General features: G+C 62.3%; 21 protein-coding genes. 8 read left to right on the top strand and 13 right to left on the bottom strand.

The annotated features are described in order from the left end of the window. The 3 genes from GR183_RS18480 to GR183_RS18470 form a co-directional block, all read left to right on the top strand. A partial coding sequence (locus tag GR183_RS18480) for a DUF4915 domain-containing protein (RefSeq protein ID WP_160777142.1) occupies positions 1–264 on the top strand: 264 nt, incomplete at its 5' end. A gap of 21 nt (positions 265–285) precedes the next feature. Then, entirely contained in the window at positions 286–2,436 is a 2,151-nt protein-coding gene (locus tag GR183_RS18475; protein WP_160777141.1) for an ATP-binding cassette domain-containing protein, read from the top strand. Continuing rightward, on the top strand, positions 2,433–3,740 hold the full coding sequence (locus tag GR183_RS18470; RefSeq protein WP_160777140.1) for an HlyD family type I secretion periplasmic adaptor subunit: 1,308 nt from the start codon (positions 2,433–2,435) through the stop codon (positions 3,738–3,740). The genes GR183_RS18475 and GR183_RS18470 overlap by 4 nt, the downstream gene beginning before the upstream one ends. A gap of 229 nt (positions 3,741–3,969) precedes the next feature. Here the strand turns inward: GR183_RS18470 and GR183_RS18465 are convergent, their stop codons facing one another. From GR183_RS18465 to GR183_RS18410, 12 genes are all read right to left on the bottom strand, one after another. Next, the gene (locus GR183_RS18465; protein ID WP_160777139.1) at positions 3,970–4,815 is read right to left on the bottom strand and encodes an ABC transporter ATP-binding protein; all 846 of its coding nucleotides are present in this window, start codon (positions 4,813–4,815) and stop codon (positions 3,970–3,972) included. Next, positions 4,812–5,567: an ABC transporter ATP-binding protein gene (locus tag GR183_RS18460; RefSeq protein WP_160777138.1), complete on the bottom strand. Its 756-nt coding sequence runs from the start codon at positions 5,565–5,567 to the stop codon at positions 4,812–4,814. Before GR183_RS18460 ends, GR183_RS18465 begins: the two co-directional genes overlap by 4 nt. Positions 5,568–5,577: 10 nt before the next feature. Next, on the bottom strand, positions 5,578–6,732 hold the full coding sequence (locus tag GR183_RS18455; protein ID WP_202396178.1) for a branched-chain amino acid ABC transporter permease: 1,155 nt from the start codon (positions 6,730–6,732) through the stop codon (positions 5,578–5,580). 3 nt (positions 6,733–6,735) lie between these two features. Next, positions 6,736–7,764, bottom strand: a complete 1,029-nt coding sequence (locus GR183_RS18450) for a branched-chain amino acid ABC transporter permease (protein WP_160777137.1) — start codon at positions 7,762–7,764, stop codon at positions 6,736–6,738. 164 nt (positions 7,765–7,928) lie between these two features. Then, positions 7,929–9,263, bottom strand: coding sequence for a substrate-binding protein (locus GR183_RS18445; RefSeq protein ID WP_160777136.1), 1,335 nt, complete (start codon positions 9,261–9,263; stop codon positions 7,929–7,931). A gap of 415 nt (positions 9,264–9,678) precedes the next feature. After that, positions 9,679–11,661: a beta-galactosidase gene (locus tag GR183_RS18440; RefSeq protein ID WP_160777135.1), complete on the bottom strand. Its 1,983-nt coding sequence runs from the start codon at positions 11,659–11,661 to the stop codon at positions 9,679–9,681. Positions 11,662–11,692: 31 nt separating this feature from the next. Beyond that, positions 11,693–12,328, bottom strand: a complete 636-nt coding sequence (locus GR183_RS18435; protein ID WP_160777134.1) for a 2-dehydro-3-deoxy-6-phosphogalactonate aldolase — start codon at positions 12,326–12,328, stop codon at positions 11,693–11,695. A gap of 327 nt (positions 12,329–12,655) precedes the next feature. Then, positions 12,656–13,600: a 2-dehydro-3-deoxygalactonokinase gene (locus GR183_RS18430; protein WP_160777133.1), complete on the bottom strand. Its 945-nt coding sequence runs from the start codon at positions 13,598–13,600 to the stop codon at positions 12,656–12,658. Next, positions 13,597–15,771 (bottom strand): alpha-galactosidase, encoded by a 2,175-nt coding sequence (locus tag GR183_RS18425; RefSeq protein ID WP_160777132.1) that lies wholly within the window; start codon positions 15,769–15,771, stop codon positions 13,597–13,599. Before GR183_RS18425 ends, GR183_RS18430 begins: the two co-directional genes overlap by 4 nt. Before the next feature lie 13 nt (positions 15,772–15,784). Then, positions 15,785–16,636 (bottom strand): carbohydrate ABC transporter permease, encoded by an 852-nt coding sequence (locus tag GR183_RS18420; RefSeq protein ID WP_160777131.1) that lies wholly within the window; start codon positions 16,634–16,636, stop codon positions 15,785–15,787. Next, entirely contained in the window at positions 16,636–17,553 is a 918-nt protein-coding gene (locus GR183_RS18415) for a carbohydrate ABC transporter permease (RefSeq protein WP_202396177.1), read from the bottom strand. Before GR183_RS18415 ends, GR183_RS18420 begins: the two co-directional genes overlap by 1 nt. Positions 17,554–17,634: 81 nt before the next feature. Next, positions 17,635–18,879 (bottom strand): ABC transporter substrate-binding protein, encoded by a 1,245-nt coding sequence (locus GR183_RS18410; RefSeq protein WP_160777130.1) that lies wholly within the window; start codon positions 18,877–18,879, stop codon positions 17,635–17,637. 210 nt (positions 18,880–19,089) lie between these two features. Here GR183_RS18410 and GR183_RS18405 point away from each other — a divergent pair, with 210 nt between their 5' ends. Continuing rightward, entirely contained in the window at positions 19,090–19,926 is an 837-nt protein-coding gene (locus tag GR183_RS18405) for an IclR family transcriptional regulator (RefSeq protein WP_160777129.1), read from the top strand. A 39-nt stretch (positions 19,927–19,965) separates the two neighbouring features. Continuing rightward, positions 19,966–21,045, top strand: a complete 1,080-nt coding sequence (locus tag GR183_RS18400; protein WP_160777128.1) for an ABC transporter ATP-binding protein — start codon at positions 19,966–19,968, stop codon at positions 21,043–21,045. Positions 21,046–21,049: 4 nt separating this feature from the next. Here the strand turns inward: GR183_RS18400 and GR183_RS18395 are convergent, their stop codons facing one another. Further along, positions 21,050–22,069: a substrate-binding domain-containing protein gene (locus tag GR183_RS18395; RefSeq protein WP_202396176.1), complete on the bottom strand. Its 1,020-nt coding sequence runs from the start codon at positions 22,067–22,069 to the stop codon at positions 21,050–21,052. Between the two features lie 371 nt (positions 22,070–22,440). Between GR183_RS18395 and GR183_RS18390 the strand changes: the two genes are divergently transcribed. The 3 genes from GR183_RS18390 to GR183_RS18380 all read left to right on the top strand — a co-directional run bounded on the left by GR183_RS18390 (position 22,441) and on the right by GR183_RS18380 (position 25,567). Continuing rightward, positions 22,441–23,712 (top strand): ABC transporter substrate-binding protein, encoded by a 1,272-nt coding sequence (locus tag GR183_RS18390; RefSeq protein WP_160777126.1) that lies wholly within the window; start codon positions 22,441–22,443, stop codon positions 23,710–23,712. Between the two features lie 89 nt (positions 23,713–23,801). Beyond that, positions 23,802–24,737: a carbohydrate ABC transporter permease gene (locus GR183_RS18385; protein ID WP_160777125.1), complete on the top strand. Its 936-nt coding sequence runs from the start codon at positions 23,802–23,804 to the stop codon at positions 24,735–24,737. Then, entirely contained in the window at positions 24,734–25,567 is an 834-nt protein-coding gene (locus tag GR183_RS18380; protein WP_160777124.1) for a carbohydrate ABC transporter permease, read from the top strand. The genes GR183_RS18385 and GR183_RS18380 overlap by 4 nt, the downstream gene beginning before the upstream one ends. Positions 25,568–25,576: the final 9 nt, after the last annotated feature.

The raw sequence follows: 25,576 nt of genomic DNA, 5'->3' as shown, positions 1-25,576 counted from the left end.
AAGACCTTCTCCGGTCTCGCGCTGGATGATGCCTTGGCCGCGCGCAAGGTGGAACCGCGCTGCGCGATCTATGTGGTCGATCTCAAGACGGGCGATGTCGCCCATTGGGCGCGGCTGCATGGCGTCGTTACCGAGCTTTACGACGTGGTGTCGCTGCCCGGCGTTAAGAAGCCGATGATGATCGGTTTCAAGTCGGACGAGGTGCGCCGCGTGGTCTCCGTCGCCGACATGGCGCCCCTGCCCAAGCCCGCGACAGTGCAATAGCAAGAAGGAGCGGCAGGCGGCATGGATGAGACGGGGGCAGACCGCGAAGAGGTCCGCACGCCGCTTGCGGCAGGGCTTTCGCTGATCGCCTCGCGGCTCGGTGTGCGACGGTCGGCGGAGGCGCTCTTAAGCGGTTTTCCGCTGACGGAAAAGGGCGACCTGCCGGAGGAACGGCTGGCCGATGCCGCCGTACGCGCCGGGCTCTCCGTTCGCCAGGTGGAACTTTCCCGCTTCACGGCGCTTGACGTTCCGGCAATAGCCATCCGTGACGATGGGGCGGTGGAGATGATCGCCGATGTCGTGCCGGGGCGCGGGCGCAAGCCTGCCGGTCTCCTGCTGGAAGGCGGCGGCGAGGCCGATTTCAAGAGCTACCGCAAGGAATTCGCGGGAAGGGTCTACGCCTTCGCGCTGGAGGCGGAGGCGGGTACCGCATCGGGTAAGGGGGCGGATACGCTTTCGCTCGGTCGTCTGATCCGCCATAGCATGTGGGCGAACAAGGGGCTTTACGGCCAGATCCTGCTCGGCACGCTGATGGTCAACATGCTCGGCCTTGCGATGCCGCTTTACATCATGAACGTTTACGACCGGGTGGTGCCGACAGGCGCGCTGGAATCGCTCTGGGTGCTGTCGGCGGGCGTTATCCTGGCAGGCCTCTTCGATATCGGTTTGCGCCAGTTGCGGGGCTATCTGACGGATGTCGCCGGGCGGCGGATGGATGTGGTGCTCGGCAACCAGGTGCTCGACCGCCTGCTGCAGGCGCGAATCGACCGCACGCAGGCCGCCTCAGGCAGCACGGCGCATGCTGTGCGCGAGCTGGATGCGCTGCGCGAGTTCTTCAATTCAGGCACGCTGGTGGCGCTCGGCGACCTGCCGTTTCTCGGCCTCTTTCTTCTGGTGCTGTGGATCGTCGCTGGAAATATAGCGCTCGTCCCGTTGATCGCCCTGCCGGTCGTTCTTTTCGCAAGCCTTGCGCTTCAGCCCTTCATCGTCGCCTTCATGGGCCGGGCCTACAAGAACGCCTCGAACCGCAATGCCGTTTTGTTCGACATTCTCGGCGGCATGGAGACGCTGAAGGCGCTGGGGGCGGAAAGCTGGGCCGCGCGGCGCTGGGAGCGCGCGCATGCGGCGAGCCTCGGCGCCATGGTGCCGATCCGCGGCCTGTCGCTCGTCAACACCAACCTGATCGTGATCGCGCAGGTCACCGTCACGGTCGTCATGGTGATATTCGGCGTTCTTGCCATAGCCGAAGGCGAACTCTCGCAAGGCGGGCTGATTGCGGCGGTGCTTTTGAGCGGGCGGGCGATGGCCCCGCTCGGCCAGGTGGTGCAGGCGATCGGGCGGCTGCACGGCGCGGTGATCGCCTACCGGGCGCTGAAGCCGCTTCTGGAAGCGCCGCCGGAACGCCCCGCCGGCGAGGCTTTCGTCCGGCCGGAACGGGTAAGAGGCGCGATCCGTTTCGACAGGATCGACTTCGCCTATCCCCTGCCGGCGGGCCAGAGCCCCGATGGCTACACGCCGGTTAAGGTCCTCGACGGCCTGTCGTTGTCGTTCCAGGCGGGCGAAAGGGCCGCGGTCGTCGGCGCCATCGGCTCCGGCAAGACGACGCTGGTCAAGCTCGTGCTTGGCTTGTACCGGGCGACTTCAGGGCGGGTTTTCGTCGACGATCTCGATGTCACCCGCGTCGAGCCGGCGGACCTTCGCCAGGCGATCGGCTATGTGCCGCAGGTGCCGCAGTTTTTCCAGGGCACGATCCGCGAAAACGTGACGCTGCACTACCCGCAGGCGAGCGAGGATGAGATCCTGGCGGCGATGGCGGGTGCCGGGGCAAGCGGCTGGCTGGAGCAATGCCCGCTCGGCCTCGACCAGCCGATCGGCGAGCACGGCGGCGCGTTGTCGGGCGGTCAGCGCCAGTCGCTGGCGCTCGCCCGTGCACTGATCCGCAAACCGTCGGTCCTGTTGCTCGACGAACCGACGAGCCAGCTCGACAGCCGTACGGAAGCCGCCTTCATCGCGCACCTGAAGGACATCGCGGCGGACAAGACCCTGCTGGTCGTCACCCACCGGCCTGCGCTGCTTTCGCTGGTCGACCGCCTGGTGGTTATGGACCGGGGCGCGATAGCCGCCGACGGACCGAAGCAGGAGGTCCTGCGCAAGCTGGGGCAGGCGGCATGAAAGAGCGGCGCGTGATAACCTCGACGAGTGCCGCGCTGATGGCGCCGCCGCGCATTGCCGCGCGCGCCATGCTCATCGCGATCTGCGTCGTTATGTCGGGCTTTCTGGCATGGGCCTATTCGGCGGAGCTTGACCAGATCGTCTTCGCCGAGGGGCGGGTGATCCCTTCGGGAGAGGTTCAGACGATCCAGAACCTGGAAGGCGGCATCGTGGAGGAGATCCTGGTGCGGGCGGGCCGTCATGTGAAGACCGGCGACGTGCTCCTGCAGATCGCCGGCACGTCGCTGACGGCGGAGCTTAACGGCACCAGGCAGAAGCTGTTCGAGCTGCGCGCGGAGATCGCGCGGCTTTCGGCGGAGATCGAGGGGCGTGCGCCGGAGTTTCCGCCAGAGCTCGCCGAAGAGCGTCCGGATGCGGTGGAGCGCGCCATGACGCTTTACAAAAGCCGGCGCAGGCAGCTTGAAGACACTCTCGCGGCGGTCGACGAGCAGCTTGCGCGCCGCGGTGAGGAACTGGAAACGCTTCATGCCCGTAACCGCCTGATGATCGACGACCGGGAGCTTCTGGAAAAGGAGATCGGGCTGGTCGAGCCGCTGGTCTCTCAAGGGGCGGTCAGCGAGGTGGAGGTGTTGCGGCTCAGGCGCGAACTGAACCAGCTCGACGCGGAGCGAAAGAAAAACGAGACGGCGATCGCCACCACAGGCGCGCTTCTGGCGCAAGGCAAGCAGGAGCGCGGCGAAATCATCAACCGCTTCCGCACCGAGGCCATCGAGCGGCGCAACGAGCTGAACACGGAAGCCGAGGGTCTCGGCGAGGCGCTTGTCGCGTCTTCGGACCGGGTCAGCCGCACGGCGGTGCGCGCGCCCGTTTCCGGCATTGTCAAGCAAGTGCTTGTCAACACGGTCGGCGGGGTGGTCCAGCCGGGGGAGACGCTGGTCGAGATCGTGCCGGAGGAAGACACCCTCGTGGTCGAGGCGCAGATCAAGCCGGAGGACATCGCCTTCCTGTGGATCGGTCAGCAGGCGAACCTGCGCCTGACGGCCTATGACTTCGCCATCTACGGTTCGCTGTCGGGAGAGCTTGAGTATCTGAGCGCCGATACCGTCGCCGACGATCAGGGCCGGCACTTCTATATCGGCCGCATCCGCACCGGCGATACGACGCTTCCCCACGCCGAGGAGGACCTGCCGATCCTGCCCGGCATGGTCGCCCGCGTAGACCTCGTCACCGGAAAACGCTCCGTGCTCGACTATCTCCTCAAGCCCGTCAACCGCGCGAGGCAGCGTGCCTTGAGGGAGAGGTAGCAGGCGCAGCGGGTCCGACAGGGGTTTAGGTCATGAAATTATACAATAATTTCAAAAATATATGTGTTCTTTCCTTGTCCCGTCCGGTGCGCTTCTTCTTGCTTCTCGTTGCCGTTCTATGCGCCATTCCAGCCTTGTTTATCATTCCATCACTTAGAGCCCTTTCGTCGAAAGCGCTTCGGTATAAGAACGAACCGCGCGTACCACTTCAGTCTTGCGAGCCCGTGACCTATAGCGCCAGGTAGTCGTGCCTGAGTTCCTCGTTGTCGAGGACTTCCTGCGCCGTTCCGTCGAAGACGATTTCGCCGGTATCGAGAATAATCGCGCGGTCGGCGAGATGCAGGGCGGCGATCGCGTTCTGCTCGACGATGATCGTCGTCATGCCGAGCGACTTGATTTCCTCCAGCGTCTTTTCGATCTCCTGGACGATAACGGGCGCGAGGCCTTCGTAAGGTTCGTCGAGGAGAAGCAGCTTCACGTCGCGCGCAAGCACGCGGGCGAGCGCGAGCATCTGCTGTTCGCCGCCGGACATCGTCGTGGCTTCCTGCTCGCGCCGTTCCGCAAGGCGCGGGAAGAGCTCGTAGATGCGCTCCAGCGACCACCCCTTCGGCGGGGCGATCTGGGCAAGCTTCAGGTTTTCCTCCACCGTCAGGCCCTGGATGATCCTGCGGTCCTCCGGCACGAGGCCGATGCCGTTGCGTGCCGCTTCATGCGCGCGCATTTCATGCAGGGGCTTGTGGTCGAGCCAGACTTCGCCCCGGCGCACCGCGGGGCTGTCCACGCGGGCAATGGCGCGCAAGGTGGATGTCTTGCCCGCGCCGTTGCGCCCCAGCAGGGCGACGATTTCGCCCTCGCGCACGTTGAAGCTTACGCCCTGGACGACGTAGCTTTCGCCGTAATAGGCATGCAGGTTCGACACGGAAAAATAGGACTGCCCGCCGCCCTGGTTCTTCCGCGCCGGAGCGCCGGGTGCCGCGCCCTTGTGCGGCGCGTCCGAGATGAGCCGGCCGGCATTTTCGGCCGGCTTCGCATCGTTCGACTGGGCCTGCGGAACGATCGTCGCGACCTCGTTCATAGATGTGCGCCCCCTAGATAGGCTTCCTGGACCTTCGGATTGCCTTTGATCTTCTCCGGCACGTCCTCCACGATAACAGTTCCCTGCGCCAGAACGGAAATCTTGTCGGCCAGCGAGAAGACGACATGCATGTCGTGCTCGATCACCACCATGGTTATCCCGCGCCTGGAGATCTGCTTCAGAAGGTCGATCGTGTTGTTGGTGTCGGCCCGCGCCATGCCGGCGGTCGGCTCGTCCAGAAGAAGCAGCTTCGGCTCCTGGACCAGGCACATGGCAAGTTCCAGGCGGCGCTTGTCGCCGCGTGAAAGCTGGCCGGCGATCTGGTCCGCCTTCATGTCGAGGCCGACGTCCTCAAGCATCGCCATCGCCTTGTCGTGCACGCCCCTTTCGTTGGCGACGCTGCGCCACATGTTGACCTTGAAATCGCCGTCGCGCTTGGCGAAGGCGGGGATCATGACGTTGTCGATCAGGGTCAGGTCGGCGAAGATTTCCGGCGTCTGGAAGACGCGGGCGATGCCGATCTGGTTGATCTGGTAGGGCCGGATGCCGAGCAGCGACCTGTCGGCGAAGGTGACGGAGCCGCTGTCGGGTTCCAGCCGGCCGACGAAGCAGTTGAGCAGCGTCGATTTGCCCGCGCCGTTCGGCCCGATGATGGCGTGCACCGTACCCTCTTCCACGTCGAGGTTGACGTGGCTGAGCGCCCTCAGGCCGCCGAAGTTCTTGTTGACGTCTTTTACGGAAAGAATGCCCATGCGCGCCCCCTCACTCGGCCGGCTGGGGCGCGGTTTCAGCCGTGCCTTCGCCTCCGCCGCCGCTGGAGCGCCGGAACAGGTTGATGATCCGGTTCACGCCTTCCATCAGGCCGCCGGGCAGGAAGATGACGATGACCATGAACAGCATGCCGAGCGTCAGGTGCCATCCTTCGCCGACGAAGAGGCCCGTTATGGATACCGCGATATGCTGCAGCGGCTCGGGCAGGAAGCTGAAGGCGGACTGGAGCGTGCCTTCGTTGAAGGCGGAGAAGATGTTTTCCGCGTATTTGATCACGCCGGCGCCGATCACGGGGCCCAGCAGCGTGCCGGCCCCGCCGAGGATCGTCATCAGCACCACTTCGCCGGATGCCGTCCACTGCATGCGTTCGGCGCCCGCCAGCGGGTCGGTCACGGCCAGAAGGCCGCCGGCAAGGCCTGCGTACATGCCGGAGATGACGAAGGCTGCCAGCGCATAGGGGCGCGTGTTGAGGCCGGTGTAGTTCATCCGGTTCTGGTTCGACTTCACGCCCAGCAGCATCAGCCCGAAGGGCGAGCGGAAGATGCGAAGCGCGATGTAGAAGCAGATGATCAGCAGCACGCCGCAGAAGTAGAAGCCTGGATAGCCCGTCATCTCGATGCCGAAGAGGTCGGACGCGGGCAGCACCGCGCCGTAGTCGCGCCCGAAGGCGGTGTCGAGAACGCGCGGGTCGGATTGCGAAAGCTGCAGGCCGGTCTCGCCGTTGGTGATCGGGGTGAGCACCGAATAGGCGAGGTTGTAGCACATCTGCGCGAAGGCGAGCGTGAGGATCGAGAAGTAGATGCCCGTGCGCCTTAGCGAGATCCAGCCGATCAGGAGCGAAAAGAGGCCCGCGGCCAGGATCGAGAAGACGAGCGCCGGCAGCGGGTTCATGCTGAGGAGCTTGAAGGTCCACACGGTCGTGTAAGACCCGACGCCGAGGAAGGCGGCGTGGCCGAAGGAGAGATATCCCGTCAGCCCCAGCAGGATGTTGAAGCCGAGCGCGAAGATCCCGTAGATCGCGAATTTCTGCAGAAGGTCGGGATATCCCGCGCCCACCGGCTCCAGGATCACCGGCCCTGCCAGAACGGCGGCGATGAACACCAGCATGAGGATGGTGTCGCTGTGTCTCTTGAAAGCCTTGACCATCGCTCAGCCCTCCATCACGCCTTTGCGGCCCATCAGGCCGCGCGGCCTCACGAGCAGGATGACCACGGCGATCAGGTAGATGATGATCTGGTCGATGCCGGGAAAGATGCTCTTCACCTCGTTCATGGAGGCGAAGCTCTGGAGGATGCCGAGCAGGAAGCCCGCGGCGACGGCGCCGCCCAGGCTGCCCATGCCGCCCACCACCACGACGACGAAGGAGAGTACCAGGAAGTCCATGCCCATGTGGTAGTCGGGCGAGAGGATCGGCGTGTACATGACGCCCGCAAGCCCCGCGACCACGGCGGCGAGCCCGAAGACGATGGTGAAGCGCCGGTCGATGTCGATGCCGAGCAGGCCCACGGTTTCGCGGTCGGCCATGCCTGCACGCACCACCATGCCGAATGTCGTGAACTGCAGGAAGGCGAAGACGCCGGCGATCACCACGCCCGAGAAGGCCAGGTAAACCATGCGCCAGTAGGGGTAGACCACCGTGTTCGCCGGCAGGCCGAAAAACGCGCCGATATCGGCGGAACCGGACAACATGTCGGGTGCGGGCTGGGGGATCGGGTTCGCGCCGAAGACCGATTTCACGATTTCCTGCAGCACGATCGCCAGCCCGAAGGTGACGAGGATCTGCTCGACGTGCGGGCGCTTGTAGAAATGCTTGATCAGGCCCCGTTCCATGACGATGCCGATGACCAGCATGATCGGTATGGCGAACAGGATCGAGAACGGCACCGAATAGTCGAGGATGAAGCTGCCGGCGTCGCCCAGCCAGGCTTCGATATAGGGGGTCCTCACTTCAAGGGGCGTGCCCCAGGCGGTCTTCTGGGTCGGGTCGATCGTGACCATTTCCCAGCTCAGGATTTCCTTGAGCGTAACCGCGCAGAACGCGCCCAGCATGAAGAGCGCGCCATGGGCGAAATTGACCACGCCCAGCGTGCCGAAAATGAGCGTGAGCCCCAGCGCGATCAGCGCGTAGGCTCCGCCCTTGTCCAGTCCGTTGAGGACCTGAAGTAAAATCGCGTCCATCGTCTCGAGCATCCAGGCCGGGAACATATTCCTTCAGGATGCTGCCGTTCCGGCGAAGGGAATATGCTCCGCAATATTGATCTTGGGGCGATTTCCCGGTGCAAGAAAGCGCCCTGGGAGCCGGCCGCATGACTGCGGCCGGCCTGAGTTTCGGGCAAGGCGTATCAGGCGCCGTTGTTGTACGGCCCCAGTTCGCCGCCCAGCATTTCGGCCGGATATTCGACCTGGGCGCGCGGCGTGACCTCGACGACTTCCAGAAGGTCGTAGTTCGACGTCGGGTTTTCCTTACCCCTCACGACCAGCACGTCCTTGAAGCACTGGTGGTCGGATGCGCGGTATTCGGTCGGCCCGTTGCCGAGGCCGTCGAAGGTGAAGCCTTCGAGCGCCTTGCCCACCTCGCTCGGCATGAAGGTGCCCGCGCGCTCCGCGGCGTCGGCATAAAGCAGCGCCTGGCAGTAGCACGTGTGCGCGGCCTGGCTCGGCGGGAAGCCGTATTTCTGGCCGAAGGACTTCACGAAGGCGACGGAGCCTTCGTCCTGCAGCGACCAGTGCCAATTGGTGGAGCCCAGGATGCCCTTCACGTTTTCGCCCGCGCCCTGCGCCATCAGGCGGGAGTAGAGCGGAACGATGATGGCAAAGTCCTTGCCGTTCACCTGCTTGTCGCGCAGGCCGAACTGCACGGCCTGGGTGAGCGAGTTCACCATGTCCTTGCCGTAGTGGTTCAGCACCAGCACGTCGGCGCCGGAGTTCAGCACCGGGGTGATGTACTGCGAGAAGTCGCCGGCGCCCAGCGGCGTGCGCACCGCGGCCGTCGTTTCCCAGCCCAGCTGCTCGGTGTATTTCTTGATCGAGCCTTCCTGCGACCAGCCCCAGGTGTAGTCGGCGGTCAGGTGGTAGGCCTTGCGGTCCGTGCCATAGGCGTTCTTCAGAACGGGGCCAAGTGCCGCGCCCGACATTTCGGTGTTGAAGAAGTGTCGGAAGCCGTTGGCGCGCTTGTCCTTGCCGGTGGTGTCGTTCGAGTGGGTCAGGCCGGCCATGAAGATGACGCCTGCCTCCTGGCAAAGGCCCTGCACGGCGATCGCCACGCCCGAAGACGAACCGCCGGTGATCATCACCGCGCCGTCCTTTTCGATCATGCGCTTGGCGGAAGCTCGGGCCGCGTCGGACTTGGTCTGGGTGTCGCCGGTAACGAATTCCACCTTCTTGCCGAGGACGCCGCTTCCCTTCAGCGCCTTGGAGGAGAAGGTGTTCAGCATGCCGCCGTCGCCTTCGCCGTTAAGATGTTCCACGGCGAGCTGATAGGCGCGCAGTTCGTCCGCGCCCTCGTCGGCGTAGGCGCCGGTCTGCGGCACGTTGAACCCGAGGATGACGCTGCCGCCCTTGGGCTCGTTCGTATAGGCGTAGGCGCCGCGGATGAAAAACTGCGGTGCGGCAAGGCCGACGCCTGCGACCGCCGCGCCCTTCATGAGCCCGCGGCGGCTTATATTACGCTTGATCATGGATTCTCCTCCAACGTTTCCCGATGCCTCGTTTCGAGAGGCTTATATTTCGCGAGCGCAGACGCGTTGGGGCACGGTCCGCCTCGGAGCACTACCGTCGGAGATATGAAATTCATGCGCAACGCTATTTTAGTATAATATCGAAATATCGGACCTTCCGCATATGCTGGATTTGAAATTGGTGATCAAGTCGCAGAATAAATTAAAGTTTAGATTTTGTGCGGTGCAGCAAATACAGTTCAGTATTGTATTAATTGTATAAAAATTGGGCAGTTATCGGAAAATTTCCTCACGGTTCACGGAAATACTGAAGAATTCAGAATTTAAACAGTTGTTCGGCTTTGCCGGATAATGAGTCCGATTTTGTGTAATCATGCCAAAGGCTTCAGGGTTCCTTGCCAATTTGTATGATCCGTCACCGGTCGACTTTATCCCCGCGCTTCGCGACGATGGCGACGCCGGCACCCGCAAGCCGTTTTCCGCCCACGGCAATTTCGCCTCCGCCTGAAAAGGCGGATATGTCCTGCTCGTCTTCCAGGTAGTTGAAGACGAATCGATGGGGGCCATGATCGCGGATGCGAATGCCGTCCGGAAGGGTCAGGCGTGGAAGTCCTGCTTGTTCCAGGCAATAGGCGATCACCTCGTCGAGCAGGTCCTCGGTCGGCCAGCCGGCCAGATAGGCGCGTTTGCCGTTTGCGAGAAGGGCCGGGTGGCCGTCCTCGCTTTCGATGATCGGCATTGCGCCTTCGCCGGGCCGCGCGAATTCGCGCCAACGTTCCAGGCAAAGGCCGGCATCGCGGTTCTTCAGGCGCACCTGCGCGCCGGGGCGCAGGGTTTCCACCCGCCACACGTCGAAATCGATCACCTTCCGGAAGTCGCCGGGCGGAAGACCGGAGGGGATCTGGAAGTCGTCGGTCTTCGCGCCTGTCCTCGGGCCCGCCAGGATCATCGCCGGAGACGTCGCAAGCTCATTGATGAGTTCGCCGTTCGGGCACATGAGGCCAGGCAGGACGATCAGCTTGCGCTCCTTCACCGCCTCCGCTGACGGCGGCACGATGTCGACGGTCAGTCCCGCCTTGCGCAAGCCCCGGTAAAAGGCGAGCACGAGCTTCAGGTAGGAAAAGTCGGCGCCCTGTGGCTGGATCCGCCAGGCCCAGTCGCTTTCGTAGTCGAACACGAGGGTGACGTCGGCGCGCATGTTCACGACCTTGCAATCCAGCGCCGCCAGTTCTTTCGAGACGGCCCTGCAGGTCTCATAGGCTTCGTTCCGGCTCCCGTCGGGCAGCAGCAGCGCCTCGTGGTGCTGTTCCTGGGCGAACGGCGCCTGCCGCCAGCGAAACCAGGAGACGACTTCGGCCCCCGCCGCGAAAGCCTCGTATGCCCACAGGCGCTGGGCACCGGCAAGGGGGGCGGGGTTCCATGGCGCCCAGTTCACGGGCCCCGGCTGCTGTTCCATCACCCACCACCGCCCGCGTCCGCAGGCGCGGTACAGGTCGTGGTGGAAGGCCTGCAGGTCCGGGTCGCCCACGCGCATGTATTTCAGCTTGTGCGCCTCGTCGTCGGTGTCCCTTTCCAGAAAGCCGAGCGGATAGGAATCCCAGGAGGCGGCATCGAGGTCTTCGGAAAGCTTGTAGTGGTCGAAGTCCGTCACCGAGCCCATGAAATTGTGCAGGATATCCCGGCCCGGCGAAAATTCGCGGATGATCTCCACCTGTCGGCGGTTGAAGCGAAGCACCTGGTCGGATGAAAAACGGCGGAAGTCGAGCCGGTGCGCCGGGTTCGCCTCCGTCACGGTCAGGTTCGGCAGGTCGATCTCGCTGAAACCGCGGTATTCCATCGACCAGAAGACGTTGCCCCAGGCTTCGTTTAGCCGGCTTATTTCTCCGTATTTGGCCTCAAGCCATTCGCGGAAGGCATCGCGCGCGGCCCTGGAATAGCTCACTACAGTATCGTGGCAGCCGTATTCGTTGTCCGTCTGCCACGCGGCAACGCCCGGATGCTCGCCGAAGGCTTTCGCCAGCGCCGTAACGATCCGCTCGCACTCGCGGGCGTAGGGCTCATGCGAAAAGCAATAGTGCCGGCGCGAGCCGAACCCGCGCGGGCGGCCGTCGGCATCGAGCGCGACCATATCCGGCATCCGGTCGACCAGCCATTTCGGTGGCGTCGCCGTCGGCGTGCCGAGCACGATCTTCAGGCCCTTTTCATGCAGCGTATCGATGGCGCGCGTAAGCCAGCCGAAATCATATTCGCCGGGGTTCGGTTCCAGCCTGCTCCATGCGAATTCGCCGATGCGTACATAGGCGATCCCCGCCTCGCGCATCAGGTCCGCGTCCGTTTCCCAGCGTTCTTCAGGCCAATGCTCGGGGTAGTAGCAAACACCAAGGCTTTGTGCGGTCATGCGGCAGGTCCGTGATGGAGCGCTTTCGCGGTCAGGAAAGGGCGTCGTAGGCGGCAACGGCGGCACGCGCGCGCTCCGCCACGTCTTGTGCCGAATATCCGGGCTTGTAGAGCGAGGAGCCGAGGCCGAAGGCGCGCGTTCCCGCATTGCGGTAGGACTGGAAATCGCCATCCGCCACACCGCCGACGGCGGCAATCACCGTTTCTTTCGGCAGGACGGCGGTCAGCGCCTTGATGCCGCCGGTTCCAAGGTTGGAGGCGGGAAAGAACTTCAGTGCCGAAGCGCCATGCCTCAGCGCCATGAATGCTTCTGTCGCTGTGAAGACGCCCGGCAGCGAAACAAGTCCGAGGCTGGCCGAGTGCGAGATCACTTGGCGGTCGCAGTTGGGCGAGACGATCAGCCCGCCGCCGGCATGTTTCACCGCGTCCACCTGATCCGCCTCCAGCACCGTGCCCGCCCCCACCAGCACGTTGTCGGGGAGAGCGCGCCTCAGCGCCTCGATGGATTTCAGCGGTTCCGGCGAATTGAGCGGCACCTCGATCGCCTCGAACCCGGCTTCCGCCAGCGCTTCGCCTATGGCAACCGCCTCGCCGGGCTTCACGCCGCGCAGGATCGCGACGAGATCGCGCCGGAATTCGGGCCATGGGGTGGAGGTTGGTTTCGGCATCCGGGTTGGTCCTCATTCATCTGCACGGGCGCAATTCTTGGGTCGATGGTTGGCAAGAAGCAGCTGGAATTCGAAAGCGCTTCTAGACGAAGAACGTCACCCCGGCCCGTATGCGCGTAAGCGCATCGCGAGAGCCGGGGCCCAGCATTTCGTTCGCGCGTCAGCGCGCCACTATCGATCAGGTGCGGGCTTTGCCCGCGGAAGATGTCTGGATGCCGGGTCATCATTCGGCTTTCGCCTCATTCGCCCGGCATGACGATCTTCGCGACGTGGCGTCTGTCATTGCCTTGGCGACTGCCCAATACCGGATATCCTTGCATCACCATATCACCCCGGCCAGATCGTCTTCGCCGCCGCAAGCAACCCCGTCTGCGTCAACGTTCCGGCCTGCGCCGGTTCGGCTCTGATCGAAAGCCTTTCAAATGCCGCGGCATATAGCCCGCCGATCGCCTCATCCGCCACCAGCGTCACCTTGTCCGGCCTGCGGCTTCCAAGCGTGTCCATGATCTCGCGGCCGATCAGGAAGCCGGACAGGGCATCGGCGGTCTCATCGCCCGCGATATCGAACAGCAAGGCGTCCGCCCTTAGCGCGAAGAGGCCGCGCGACAGGCCGATGTCCCGATCGATGGCACGGTCCAGACCACGCCGGAACCCGTCGGACATCGGGTCGGAGCCGGGTTTTGCGCCGCCGATCGAGTGGCGAAGGATCGAGTTGGCGGAAAGCAGCGCGAAAAGCTCGCCCGTCATGGAGGTCGAAAAATCGGTGACGCGGCCGTCAGCGATCTCGACCCATTTCGAGTGGGTGCCCGGCATGACGACGGTGCCGGTAAAGGCTGCCTTCCCGCTTGCCGCCGCAAGGCCGAGGAGCTGCGTTTCCTCGCCGCGCATGACATCGGGTCGCGCCGCATCGCGTCTTGCGATGCCCGACATGATACGGATGTCCGCGCCAAGCCGGTTTGGAACGCGGATAGCCTTTTCGCTCAGGTTCTCCAGTTCCGCCGGCAGGTCCGCATAAGGCGCTTCCAGCCAGCCTTGTCGCGCTCCGGCCATGCCGCAGACCATGATTTTCGGATTCGCCACAGGCGCATGCCCGCCCTCGCAAAGGGATGTGAGATGGCGCTGAAGCGCAGGCTCGTAGTCTTCGCGCGAAAGCGTCTGCATCCCCTCCGCCGCGCGCCGCTCGGCGATCACGGTGCCGTCCGCCTCCATCAGCCAGATGCGCAGGTTGGAGGTTCCCCAGTCGACGCATATGTATCGGGTGCCTGCGGTCATGGGATACGCCTTCCGGTCATTACATGGATGCTGTCTGGCCAGGCGAGCGGCAGGCGGATGCCTGTCGCCATCAGTGCCGCGCCCGATAACGTCAGGCTCTCGCCGCATGCCAACGATGAAGGGGATGAGCGCCGCGCCCGGTCGATCACGGTAGAGCCTTTCGGAAATTCCACCTGGTAGCGCGCATCCGGGTCAAGTCCTGCAAGGCGTACGGGGGCCGTGATCCTGCGTGAGATCGTGGCATCCTGAACGAAGGAGGCGACGAAGCGTTTGCCATCTTCCGCGATCGTAATGCGCCCCGTGATCTCGTCATCGGCCGAGGCAAGGTTCAGTGTGGTGCCGCCGTGCAGGACGCGGCGCCATTCCTTGTGAAAGCGGATCGCGTTTTCAAGCGCTTCCGCCTCATCTGCGGTCAGCTTCCGTACGTCGAGTTCAAGGCCCATATGGCCGCCGACGGCGGCCGACCAGGCGCGAAAAGCCATGTCGAGCTTCCGTCCGCTGGTGTGCGACGGTGATGGCCCGACGTGGAATCCGAAGAGCTCGGGCGGAAAGAACAGCGAGGCCTCCCTATGCATCGGCCAGCGGTCATGCGTGTCGTTGTTGTCGGAAAGCCAGAAGCGTTCCGTGTGTTTCAGAATGCCGAAATCGATCCGCCCGCCGCCCGATGCGCAGCTTTCGATCTCGACGCCGGGATGCGCGGTCCTTAACCGGCCAAGGAGCTCGTAAAGCGCGCGCGCCTGTTCCGCCGCCACCGCCTTGCCGTTTCGCGCAGGTGCGGTCAGCACCCGGTTCATGTCCCATTTCAGGTATTCGATGGGGTACTCGCAAAGCAAGTCGTTAAGCCGGCTAAAGAGGTGGTCGGAAACTTCGGGCCGCGCGATATCCAGCACCAGTTGCTGTCGGCCCTCGTGGCGGGTGTGGCCTTCGATTTCGAGCACCCAGTCGGGATGGGCACGGTAGAGTTCGCTGTCGGCGTTCACCATCTCCGGCTCCACCCACAGGCCGAAACCCATGCCGAGATTGCGGACATGATCGATCAGTGGCGTCAGCCCATCTGGATACTTGCCCGGATCGACGGTCCAGTCGCCAAGGCCCGCTGTGTCGTCGTTCCGGTTCAGGAACCATCCGTCGTCGAGGACGAAACGTTCCGCGCCAAGGCTCGCCGCTCTTTCCGCCAGCGCTTTCAACTCTTCCAGGTCGTGGTGGAAGTAGACCGCCTCCCAGCTGTTGAAATGCACGGGTCTCGACTTTTCCGGGTTCGGATGGCGAAGGATTTTCTCCCGCGCGAAACTCTGGAATTTTCGTGCGATCCCGTTTTCACCCTCGTCTGACCAAGCGGCGAACACATCCGGCGTCTCAAGCCTTTCGCCCGGCGCCAGAACGCATTCGCCCGGCAGGTAAAGGATGCCGGTCTGGATCTGCCGGTCGCCGTCAGCCGTTTCCTCGGCGATCAGGCGCCAGTTGCCGCTCCAGCCGAGGTGAATGGCAATCGCCTCGCCGTGGTCGAGGTCTGCCTCCGGGGAAAGCGTCATGATTCCGGGGAAGGCTTCGTGCGATGTTCGCCCGGTCCTGTTCTCCAGCACTTTTTGTCCGTGCGGCCACGGGGATAACTCGCGCTGGAATTCCGCGCACCAGCGTCCCGCCCATGTGATCACGCGGCCGTGATCTCTTGGGATGGGGAGGGCCGGGCAGGAAAGCCAGTCGATGTCGCGCGGGATTTCTGAGGAATTCTCGATTGCCGCTTTTGCCGCGAGATTTCCCGTTTTTTCGTCGAGCTCGACGCAAATTTCAAGATGCAATCCGGCGACGTTGTCGCTTGCACGGAAGGCGAGTTTTCCCCGCTCCGCCTCGACGTTCTCAAGGTGGAACTGCGTCTCGAACCCCGTTCCGTCCGCGCGGTGCGAAAGAAGTGCCGGATGGCCCGCAAACCCTTGTCCCGCTTCCGGAAATAGAGATGGTATATATGGGCGGTCGAGGCCCGCATGAACCACCGGACGGGCAGTGGCAAGCGCCAGCGCGGCAAGGTCTTCATCCCCGGGCAGGGCCCGCCCGAAGTGGACGACATGCGGCAGGCGCTCGTCTTCTGCGGCGAGCGCCAGCGTCACACCGCCGCCGTCGATCCGCCATGTCCGGATTTTTCCTTTTATGTCAGTGTATTGGCTGTCGGTCATGGCTTGTCCCGCGTCAGCCTTTGGTCGCGCCGAGCGTCAGCCCGGCGATGAAGTGCTTCTGCATCAGGAAGAACATTATCACCGGCGGAAGGGCGGCGACGATAGAGCCCGCGGAAACCAGGTGCCAGGCCGCAAGCCATTGACCGTTAAGGGAATATAGCCCCGCAGTCACGGGCAAGGCGTGCTTTCCCTGCACCAGAACCGTCGCCCAGAAGTAGTCGTTCCAGATGAAGGTGAAGACCAGGACGGAAAGGGCGGCAATCGCAGGGCGCATCAGCGGCATGACCACGCGGGTGAAAATCTGCCATTCCGAAACGCCTTCTACCCTTGCGGCTTCAATGAGTTCGAAGGGAAGCGCGCGGATGAAGTTGCGCATGAAGAGCGTACAGAACCCGGTCTGGAACGCGACATGGAAAAGCACCAGCCCGGCGGTCGTGTCGTAAAGGCCGAGGTTCAGCGTCATATCACGAACCGGGACCATAAGTATTTGAAATGGAACGAAGTTTCCGGCGACGAATATGAAGAAGAGCACAAGGTTGCCCCGAAACCGGTAGATGCCGAATGCGAACCCTGTCAGACAGGAAAGCCCGACCGCGCCGATCACGGTCGGGATGGTGACCTTGAAGGAATTCAGGATATAGGCGCCGATCGGAGAGTTCTCGAAAATCGCTGTGTAGTTTTCGAGAAGATGAAAGTCGCGTGGCCAGCCCCAATAGTTTCCGGCGGCAAGATCGCCTGCGGAGCGGATCGAGGTCAGCATCACCGCGAGCAGCGGAATGAGCCAGAGGATCAGCGAAATCGGCAGCGCGATCTTGTAGATCATGCGCCAATGCGCATCGGTTTTCTCGATCGGGGTCGGAAACATCAGCGCGCTCCCCGTTCTTCGGAGAACATGCGCACGAGAAACAGCGTGATGTAGACCATCATGATGGCGAAGAGCACGACGGCGATTGCCGCCCCGTATCCCATGCGGAAGCCATACTCCGATAGCGCCTGCTCATACATGTAGTAGGCAAGCACGCGGCTCGACCCATATGGGCCACCATCGGTCATGATCGACACGAGGTCGAAGGACCGGAGCGCGCCGATCACGGTAACGACGACGGCGATGAAGGTCGCGGGCCGTAGCTGCGGCAGGACGACATGCCAGAGCATGCGCAAGCCCTTCGCGCCGTCAAGACGGCCGGCCTCTATCTGTTCCGGAGAAATGTTATTCAAACCAGTGAGATAGAGGATCATGCAATAGGCGATCTGCGGCCAGAGCCCGGCGGCGATGATCCCGTAGGTGACGTAGTCCTCATCCGCCAGAACGGCGATCGGTTTCAGCCCGAAGGCCTCGAAAACCTGCGCCAGAAGGCCGAAGGAGGGGTCATAGAACCATGCGAAAACGAGGCCCACGACCACCTGGCTCAAGACGAAGGGAAAGAAGAACAGCGACTTCACCAGGCGAATGCCGAAGACGGTCTGGTTGAGAAAAAGCGCCACGAACAGGCCCGCGGGCACGGCGAGCATATAGAGGACGAGCCAGATGACATTGTTTTTCAAGGACGTATAGAAGGCATCGTCGTCGAAGAGTTCGACGTAATTGGCAATTCCGATGAAGGTTTTCTCGCCGATCCCGTCCCAGTCGTAGAGGCTGATCCACATGGATTGAAAGATCGGCAGGATCACATAGACGGCGAACATGAAGGCGCCGGGCGCAAGGAAAAACCACGGCGCGATCCGGCGCTGGTGGCGCTGCCAGAAGCTCGTGCTGCCGGACATGGCCGCGGGGCGGTTCATGCTCGCTACCTTTCGGTGGATTGGAAGAAAAGGCCGATGCCGGACGGAAGGTCTTTCCGCCCGGCACCCTTCATTCTACCGCTACTTGTAGACGCGGGAGCGAATCTTCTCGAGACGCTGGAGAATCCGGTCCTGGTTGCCTGGCTTGACCATGAATTCCTGGAAGCCTTCCATGCCGGCCTTTGCCATTTCCGCCCGGGCATCCCGGTCGTAGAACTGAGCGAGCGCATAGGCCTCCGACAGCATCTCGAAACCCTGGCTCAGGTATTTGTCTTCAGGGCGCTTCGATCCTTTGTTCGTCGGCAACTGGCCGAGAATCTCGTTCATCTGCGACTGGACTTCGGCGCGGGCGACATAGGCCAGAAACTTCTTCGCGTCTTCCTTGTTGCTGGCGTTCGCCGGAATGTGGATCGTGTCGGTCGGCGCATCCTCGGCCTTGGGCAGGCCCGGTGTGATTTCCGGAAATTGCATGAAGCCGAGTTGGTCTTCGGTAAGTCCGCCGGATTTGAAGAGATCGACGGCGAAATTGCCCATCAGGTACATCGCCGCCTCGCCGTTGACGAAGAAGGGCACGGCCTCCTGCCAGTCGTAGGCTGCGTGGTTTTCAAGGAAATAACCGGGTTCCACCAATTCCGACCATTTGTCGAAGACTTCAACCACCTTCGGGTCGGTGTAGGGAACCTTGCCGGCGGTGAGGTCCATGTGGAACTCGTAGCCGTTGACGCGAAGGTCCATGTAGTCGAACCAGCCGCCCGTCGGCCAAAGCGCCTTGGAGCCGATGGCAAAGGGCGTGATGCCGTTTTCCTTGAGTTTCGCGGAAGCTGCCTTCAGTTCGTCCCAGGTCTTCGGCACTTCGATGCCGAGTTCATCGAAGATGTCCTGCCGATAGTAGATGCCCCATTGGTAATAGGTGTAGGGAACGCCCCATTTCTTGCCGTCGATCGTCATCGATGACGCTGCGGAGGCGAGGCTGTCGTTAAGCCCGTTCTCTTCCCAGACGTCGCTCACGTCCGCAAACAGTCCCGCATTTACGAAAGGCGCCATGCGGTTGCCGGCATACCATGCGGCGATGTCCGGCGCCTCGGCCGTCAGGAAGTTGCGGATCGAGGTCTTGTAGCCTTCATGATCGAAGATGTTCCACTTCACCTCGACGTCGGGGTTCTCGGCCTTGAAGCCTTCGATCGCGGCCTCGAACGCCGCCTTCGGCGCGGGGTCGGACGTATCGGTGTTGATGACGAGCGTGCCTGCGTGAGCCGAAGCGGCCAGGCCGAGCGACAGAACGGCGGCGAGCGCGGCCGCCTGTCCGGCGGATTTCCTTGAGAACATGTTTCCTCCCGATGCCGCTGGCGCGGCGTGATTCCCGGCGCTGCCGGGCTCGTTCTCTCGATTTCAAAACAATGCGTCGAAACAAGCGTCAAAACATCCAGGGGTTCCGCTTGACTTCAAACAGATAGTCTCATTCAATGGAACTAAGTTTCGACTATTGAAAATCCTAAGAAGGGCAATTAGGACTGTCAAGACGGCAGGAGCATTTCGATGAAAGACGACCGGGAAGGACGCGCGAGCGATAAGGGAACGGCCGCGGAAGCAGGCGTTTCGATCGCCGGAGACCTTTCCAGTCCCATTTCCAAGGCGTTTTTCCTTCTGGATGCCATGGCGGCGAGCGAGGGGCAGGTACGGTTTTCCGACCTGCAGCGAGCAAGCGGCTTTCCCAAGGCGACACTTCACCGGCTTTTGCGGCAGCTCGAGCATGAGGGAATGGTTATTCATGACGTGCGCGCACAGCGTTACCGCCTCGGACTTCGCCTGATCAGGCTCGCTCACGGAGCATGGCAGGACGCTTCGCTTGCGCAGGTCGGCGGCCCATACGTCGAAGGGCTTTCGGCGGAACTCGGCATGACCGTTCATCTCGGCTGTCTGGAAAATGGCCAGGTGCTTTATCTCGACAAGCGTAACCGCATTCACGGGATCGAGATGTTTTCCCGTCCGGGGCGCATCGGTCCCGCCTATTGCACGGGCATCGGCAAGGCGATGCTGGCAAGCCTTTCGCCGGAGCGGCTTCGCGAGGCATTGGACCGCCAGGCCTTTCATCGTCATACGCCCAAAACCATTGCGGACCGCGCCGCATTGGAGGCGGAACTGGCCAAAATCCGCGAGCGCGGCTACGCCTTCGACGACGAAGAGCATGAACCCTCGATCATCTGCGTTGCCGTGCCGATCCTGTCGCGGGAGAAGGCATTGATCGGCGGCCTTTCGGTCACGACGACAACGAATGCGGGCTCGCCCGAAAAGCTGGAGGCGGCGGTGCCGAGCTTGAAGGAAACCGCGCATCGCATTGCACGAGCCGCGGAGATCCAATTTCTCGATCGTTGAAAATACGGCGGCTTCAAAAAGACTTTGGGAGGAAATTCAATGGCCCGGGTTGAGCTCAATCAGGTGCGCAAGGCCTTCGGTACGACGGACGTCATCCATGGCGTCGACCTTCAGATCGAGGACGGCGATTTCGTCGTTTTCGTCGGACCTTCCGGCTGTGGCAAGTCCACGCTGCTGCGCATGATCGCAGGCCTTGAGGATGTCACGTCCGGCGAGGTTACGATCGGCGGCGAGCGGGTGAACGAAACCGACCCCGCCAAGCGCGGGGTGGCCATGGTGTTCCAGTCCTATGCGCTCTATCCGCACATGACGGTTGAAGAAAACATGAGCTTCGGCCTGAGGATGACCGGGGCGCCGAAGGCTGAAATCGCCGAGCGCGTTCACCGCGCCTCGGAAATTCTGCAGCTCGACGCGTTGCTTGCGCGCAAGCCGTCTCAACTTTCCGGCGGGCAGCGTCAGCGGGTTGCCATCGGACGGGCGATTGTCAGGAATCCGCGTGTTTTCCTGTTCGACGAGCCGCTTTCGAACCTCGATGCGGAACTTCGCGTCCAGATGCGTGTGGAGATCGCCAAGCTTCACCGCGAGCTTGGCAGCACGATGATCTACGTCACCCACGACCAGACGGAGGCGATGACGCTGGCCGACAAGATCGTGGTTCTGCGCGAAGGACGCGTCGAGCAATTCGGAACGCCGTTGGAACTTTACGAAAACCCGGCCAATGCCTTTGTCGCCGGCTTTATCGGCTCGCCGAAGATGAACTTCCTGAATGCGATTGCGACCGATGGTGGTTCAGGACGTGTCCGACTCGGCGGCGACGGGCCGACGCTGGACCTGCCGATCGAAGGCGAAGCGCTCAAGTCCGGCATGCCGATCCGCATCGGCATTCGCCCGGAGCATATGGACAAGCCCGCAGATGCCGATGTCAGCCTGCCGCTTACCGTGGAGGTGATCGAGCACCTGGGTGGGACGTCCTACGTTCACGGGCGTTTGCCGGATGGCGAGATCGTCGTGCTGGAGCGGCGTGGTTACGACACTCACCGGGTTGGCGAAAAGGTCGAGGCGGCTTTCAGCCTGAGCGATGTCCGCGTGTTCGACGAAGGCGGATTGCGGCTGAGATAGAGGCTTACTTCCTGGCCGAGCCAACGGAAGAGCGGAAGACGAGATCGACCGGCGCGATCTCCTGCAACTCGCTCACAGGTTTGCCCGCGATCCGTTCCAGCAGGATTTCGGCGAGCCTGTATCCGCCGTTCCTGATGGAAGATACGGTTGCCGCGAGTGGCGGCTCCAGCGTTTCCGCCTTGAGGAAGGGCAGGCCGTCGTCATGTGCGATGATCGAAATGTCCTTCCCGATCGCAAGTCCGCGGTCCCGCGCTGCCCGGTAGGCGCCGAAAGCAAGCAGAACGCTTGCGGCAAGTAGTGCGGTCGGCCGGGAAGGCCGGTCGATCAGGCGGCACGTCTGGCGGTAGCCCAGTTCTTCCACCATGGGGCCGTTGAAAATCAGCTCCGGTTCGGCGGATATGCCGCGTTCGGCGAGAGCAGAGCGGAAGCCTTCCTCGCGCGCCCTGGCGAAATTGAGGTCCCTGATGCCGTTCAATAGGGCGATGCGCTCGTGGCCGAGGTCGAGCAGCAGATCCGTCGCGCGCCTGAAAGCGCCTTCGTTGTCGATATCGAAAAAAGGAAAGGTCAGTCCATCCTGCGAGCGTCCGTGAACGGCGAAGGGGACATTGAGCCCGGCCAGGAGGGACAGGCGCTCGTCATGGCTGCGCGGCGAAGAAACGATGAAGCCGTCGACCCGGCCCATCGTGGTGAGGCGCCGATAGGTTTCCAGTTCATCCGCCTTGCGCGTGGCCTTGAGAGAAAGGTCCATGTCGGCTTCGCCGAATTTCTCCGCGAGACCTGCGAGAAAATCGGAAAAATGCGGGTCGACGAGCAGGTTGCGCTCGGCGGGAAACAGGATCGCGACACTGCCCGTTCGCCCGGTCGCCAGGCGCCTGGCGGCGGCATTCGGCCTGTAGCCGAACTGCCTTGCGGCTTCGACGATGCGCTGTCGCGTTTCCTCGGCAACTTCCGGGTATCCGTTGAGCGCGCGCGAGACCGTCGTTTGCGAAAGTTGCAGGTGTTCGGCGAGGTCCTTGAGTTTCATATTTTCTTCAAAGCGCTTTGAATTTCGCGCCTGCAGCATGAATTTGTGCGCCGCAGGACGCTTCCTGATCGATTTTATGATTGCCGGAAATACATTGAACGGCAACAGGAAACTAGCAGAAAAGTACCATTTTTTCGATTGTCTTCGCAAAAGTGCCAGTTGACTCACTCTCGATGATGCACTTATGCTTTATCCAAAGCGCTTTGAAGGGATGCATTTGCGGTCGAAATTCGGTTCCGCTCGCCCGGCCCGGCATGGAGCCGCCGATCCGCGAACCGCCCGAATTCGGACATCGCAAGCGTTCAGTCTGGGCGCCGGATCCGGGGAGTGGCGACTGCCTCGAAAAGGGTCCCAGTTGGGAGGAGAGCATCATGAAATTCCAAGCATTGTTCGGCGCATCCGCAATGACGCTTGCAGCGGCTTTGATGGCGAGCCCGGCATCGGCCGCAAGCGTTTCCATTTCCTGCGGCGCGGTCGGTCAGGAGCTCGAACTTTGCCGCGAGGCGGCCGACGCATGGGCACAAAAGACGGGCAACGAGGTCGTCATCGTCTCGACGCCGAACTCGACGACCGAACGCTTGGCGCTCTACCAGCAGCTTCTCGCCGCCGGAGCCGGCGATATCGACGTCTTCCAGATCGACGTTATCTGGCCCGGCATTCTCGGTTCGCATTTCATCGATCTGGCGCCTTACTCCGGCGGAGTGGAGAAGGAGCATTTCCCCTCGATCATCGAAAACAACACGGTCGACGGTCAACTCGTCGCCATGCCGTGGTTCACGGATGCCGGCGTCCTCTATTATCGCGCCGACCTTCTGGAGAAATATGGCGAAAGCGTCCCGCAAACCTGGGACGAAATGACGGAAATCGCCAAGAGGGTCCAGGATTCCGAGCGTGGCGAGGGCAATACCGGCATGTGGGGCTTCGTCTTCCAGGGCAAGGCCTACGAGGGGCTGACGTGCGACGCTCTGGAATGGATCGACGCCTATGGCGGCGGGACGATCGTCAACGGGGAAGGCGATGTGACGGTCAACAACGAGAACGCCCTGGCCGCGCTGAAGCTTGCCGGAAGCTGGGTGGGCAATATCGCGCCGGAAGGCGTTCTCAACTACGCGGAAGAGGAAGCGCGCGGCGTCTTCCAGTCCGGAAATGCGGTCTTCATGCGCAACTGGCCTTACGCATGGGCGCTGGGCAATTCGGAAGACAGTCCGGTGAAAGGCAAGATCGGTGTCGCCGCCCTGCCGAAAGGCGGTAGCGACGGCAAGCACACGGGTACGCTCGGCGGCTGGCAGCTTGCGGTCTCCAAATATTCCGCAAATCCGGAAGTCGCCGCCGATCTCGTCATGTATCTGACGAGCTACGACGAGCAGAAGCGGCGCGCCGTGAAAGGCGCATACAATCCGACGATCGCAGCGCTTTACGAGGACAAGCAGGTGCTTGAGGCCAACCCTTTCTTCGGCGAACTCTATGACACGTTCGTCAATGCGGTCGCGCGGCCGTCGCGCGTGACGGGAACGGCCTATAATCAGGTTTCCAACGAGTTCTGGAACGAAACGCACGCCGTGTTATCGGGCACGAAATCTCCTGAAGATGCGCTTTCCGATCTCGAAAGCTCTCTCAAGCGCATGAGCCGGCGCGGCTGGTAACTGCGATCGGCCGGCGCCGTCCGGCATTTGGGCGGCGCCGGGGTTCAGTTTCAAGATCCGGACTTTCGCGAAACCGAAAGGGGGCGGCCATGTCCGTTGCCGCAGGCAGTGCGTCGGAACTCACTCGTGCGCGTGTCAGATCCGCCTGGATATTCCTGACGCCGATGATGATCGTCCTGGCGCTGGTCGCCGGATGGCCGCTGATCCGCACGATCTATTTCGCCTTCACCGACGCCAATCTTTCCGCGCTCGACGACACGCGCTTCATCGGCTTCGCGAACTTCCTGGAGTACTACGAAGGCGAATGGTACGGCCTGCTCGTCGATCCCGACTGGTGGAACGCCGTCTGGAACACGATCTGGTTCACGGTGGTTTCCGTCGCGCTTGAGACCGTGCTCGGCATGATCGTGGCGTTGACGCTCAACACCGCGTTCAAGGGGCGCGGATACCTGCGCGCCGCGATCCTGATCCCCTGGGCGATCCCGACGATCGTTTCCGCCAAGATGTGGGGCTGGATGCTGCACGACCAGTTCGGCATCCTCAATGAAATCCTAATCGGCATCGGCATCATTTCCGCGCCCATCGCCTGGACCGCCTCGCCCGACACCGCCATGTGGGCGGTCATCATGGTGGATGTGTGGAAGACGACGCCTTTCATGGCGCTCCTGATCCTGGCCGGGCTGCAGATCCTGCCGACCGACTGCTACGAGGCGGCAAAGGTCGACGGCATTCACCCGGTCAAGGTTTTCTTCAAGGTGACGCTGCCGCTTATCCGCCCGGCGCTGGTCGTCGCGCTCATCTTCCGCGGCCTCGATGCGCTGCGCATCTTCGACCTGATCTACGTGCTGACCTCCAACTCGCGCGAAACCATGACCATGTCGGTCTACGCGCGCCAGCAACTGGTCGATTTCCAGGAGGTCGGCTACGGTTCGGCCGCCTCGACCATGCTTTTCATGATCATCGCCGTACTCGTGGTGCTGACGCTGACCGTCGGCAAGGTCCGTCTCGGGGAGGAGGTGAAATGAGCGTGCAACGTCTTGTCGGAAAAGTCGCTTTCTGGGCACTCCTGATCGCAATCGCGATATTCGCGGTCTTTCCCTTCTACTACGCGATCCTGTCGTCCTTCCGTTCGGGCTCAGAGCTTTTCACCGCGTCGATCCTGCCCGACCATTTCGACTTCAGGAATTATGTCTCCGTCTTCACGGAGCAGCCCTTCGGGCGAAATATCCTGAATTCCGTCGTCGTAGCCTTCACCGTGGTGGCGATTTCCCTCTTCCTCGGGCTGACGGCGGCATATGCGCTGGGCCGTGTGCAGTTCACAGGGCGTGGCTTGCTGCTTTTGACGATCCTCAGCGTCTCGATGTTCCCGCAGGTCGCGGTGCTTTCCGGCATGTTCGAACTTATCCGCACACTCGGTATCTATAATTCGCTTCCGGGCCTGATCCTTGCAAACCTCATTCTCACCCTTCCCTTCACCGTATGGGTGCTGACCACCTTCATGCGCGAACTGCCGAAGGAACTGGAAGAGGCAGCCTATGTCGACGGCGCATCGCCATGGACGGTCGTCAGCAAGATCTTCATGCCGCTGATGTGGCCTGCCATGGTCACGACAGGACTGCTTGCCTTCATCGCGGCGTGGAACGAATTCCTCTTCGCGCTCACCTTCACGCTTTCGGCGCAACAGCGCACCGTTCCTGTTGCCATCGCACTCCTTTCGGGCGCAAGCCAGTTCGAGCTTCCCTGGGGCAACATCATGGCGGCATCGGTCATCGTCACTGTGCCCGTCGTCATCCTCGTTCTCATCTTCCAGCGCCGCATCGTCTCGGGCCTTACCGCAGGAGCGGTAAAAGGCTGACAGGAAGCG

Source organism: Stappia sediminis (genome assembly GCF_009826895.1).
Taxonomy (GTDB): domain Bacteria; phylum Pseudomonadota; class Alphaproteobacteria; order Rhizobiales; family Stappiaceae; genus Hongsoonwoonella; species Hongsoonwoonella sediminis.
The sequence above is the reverse complement of the archived record's forward strand: the minus strand, read 5'-3'. Positions and strand labels throughout refer to the sequence as shown.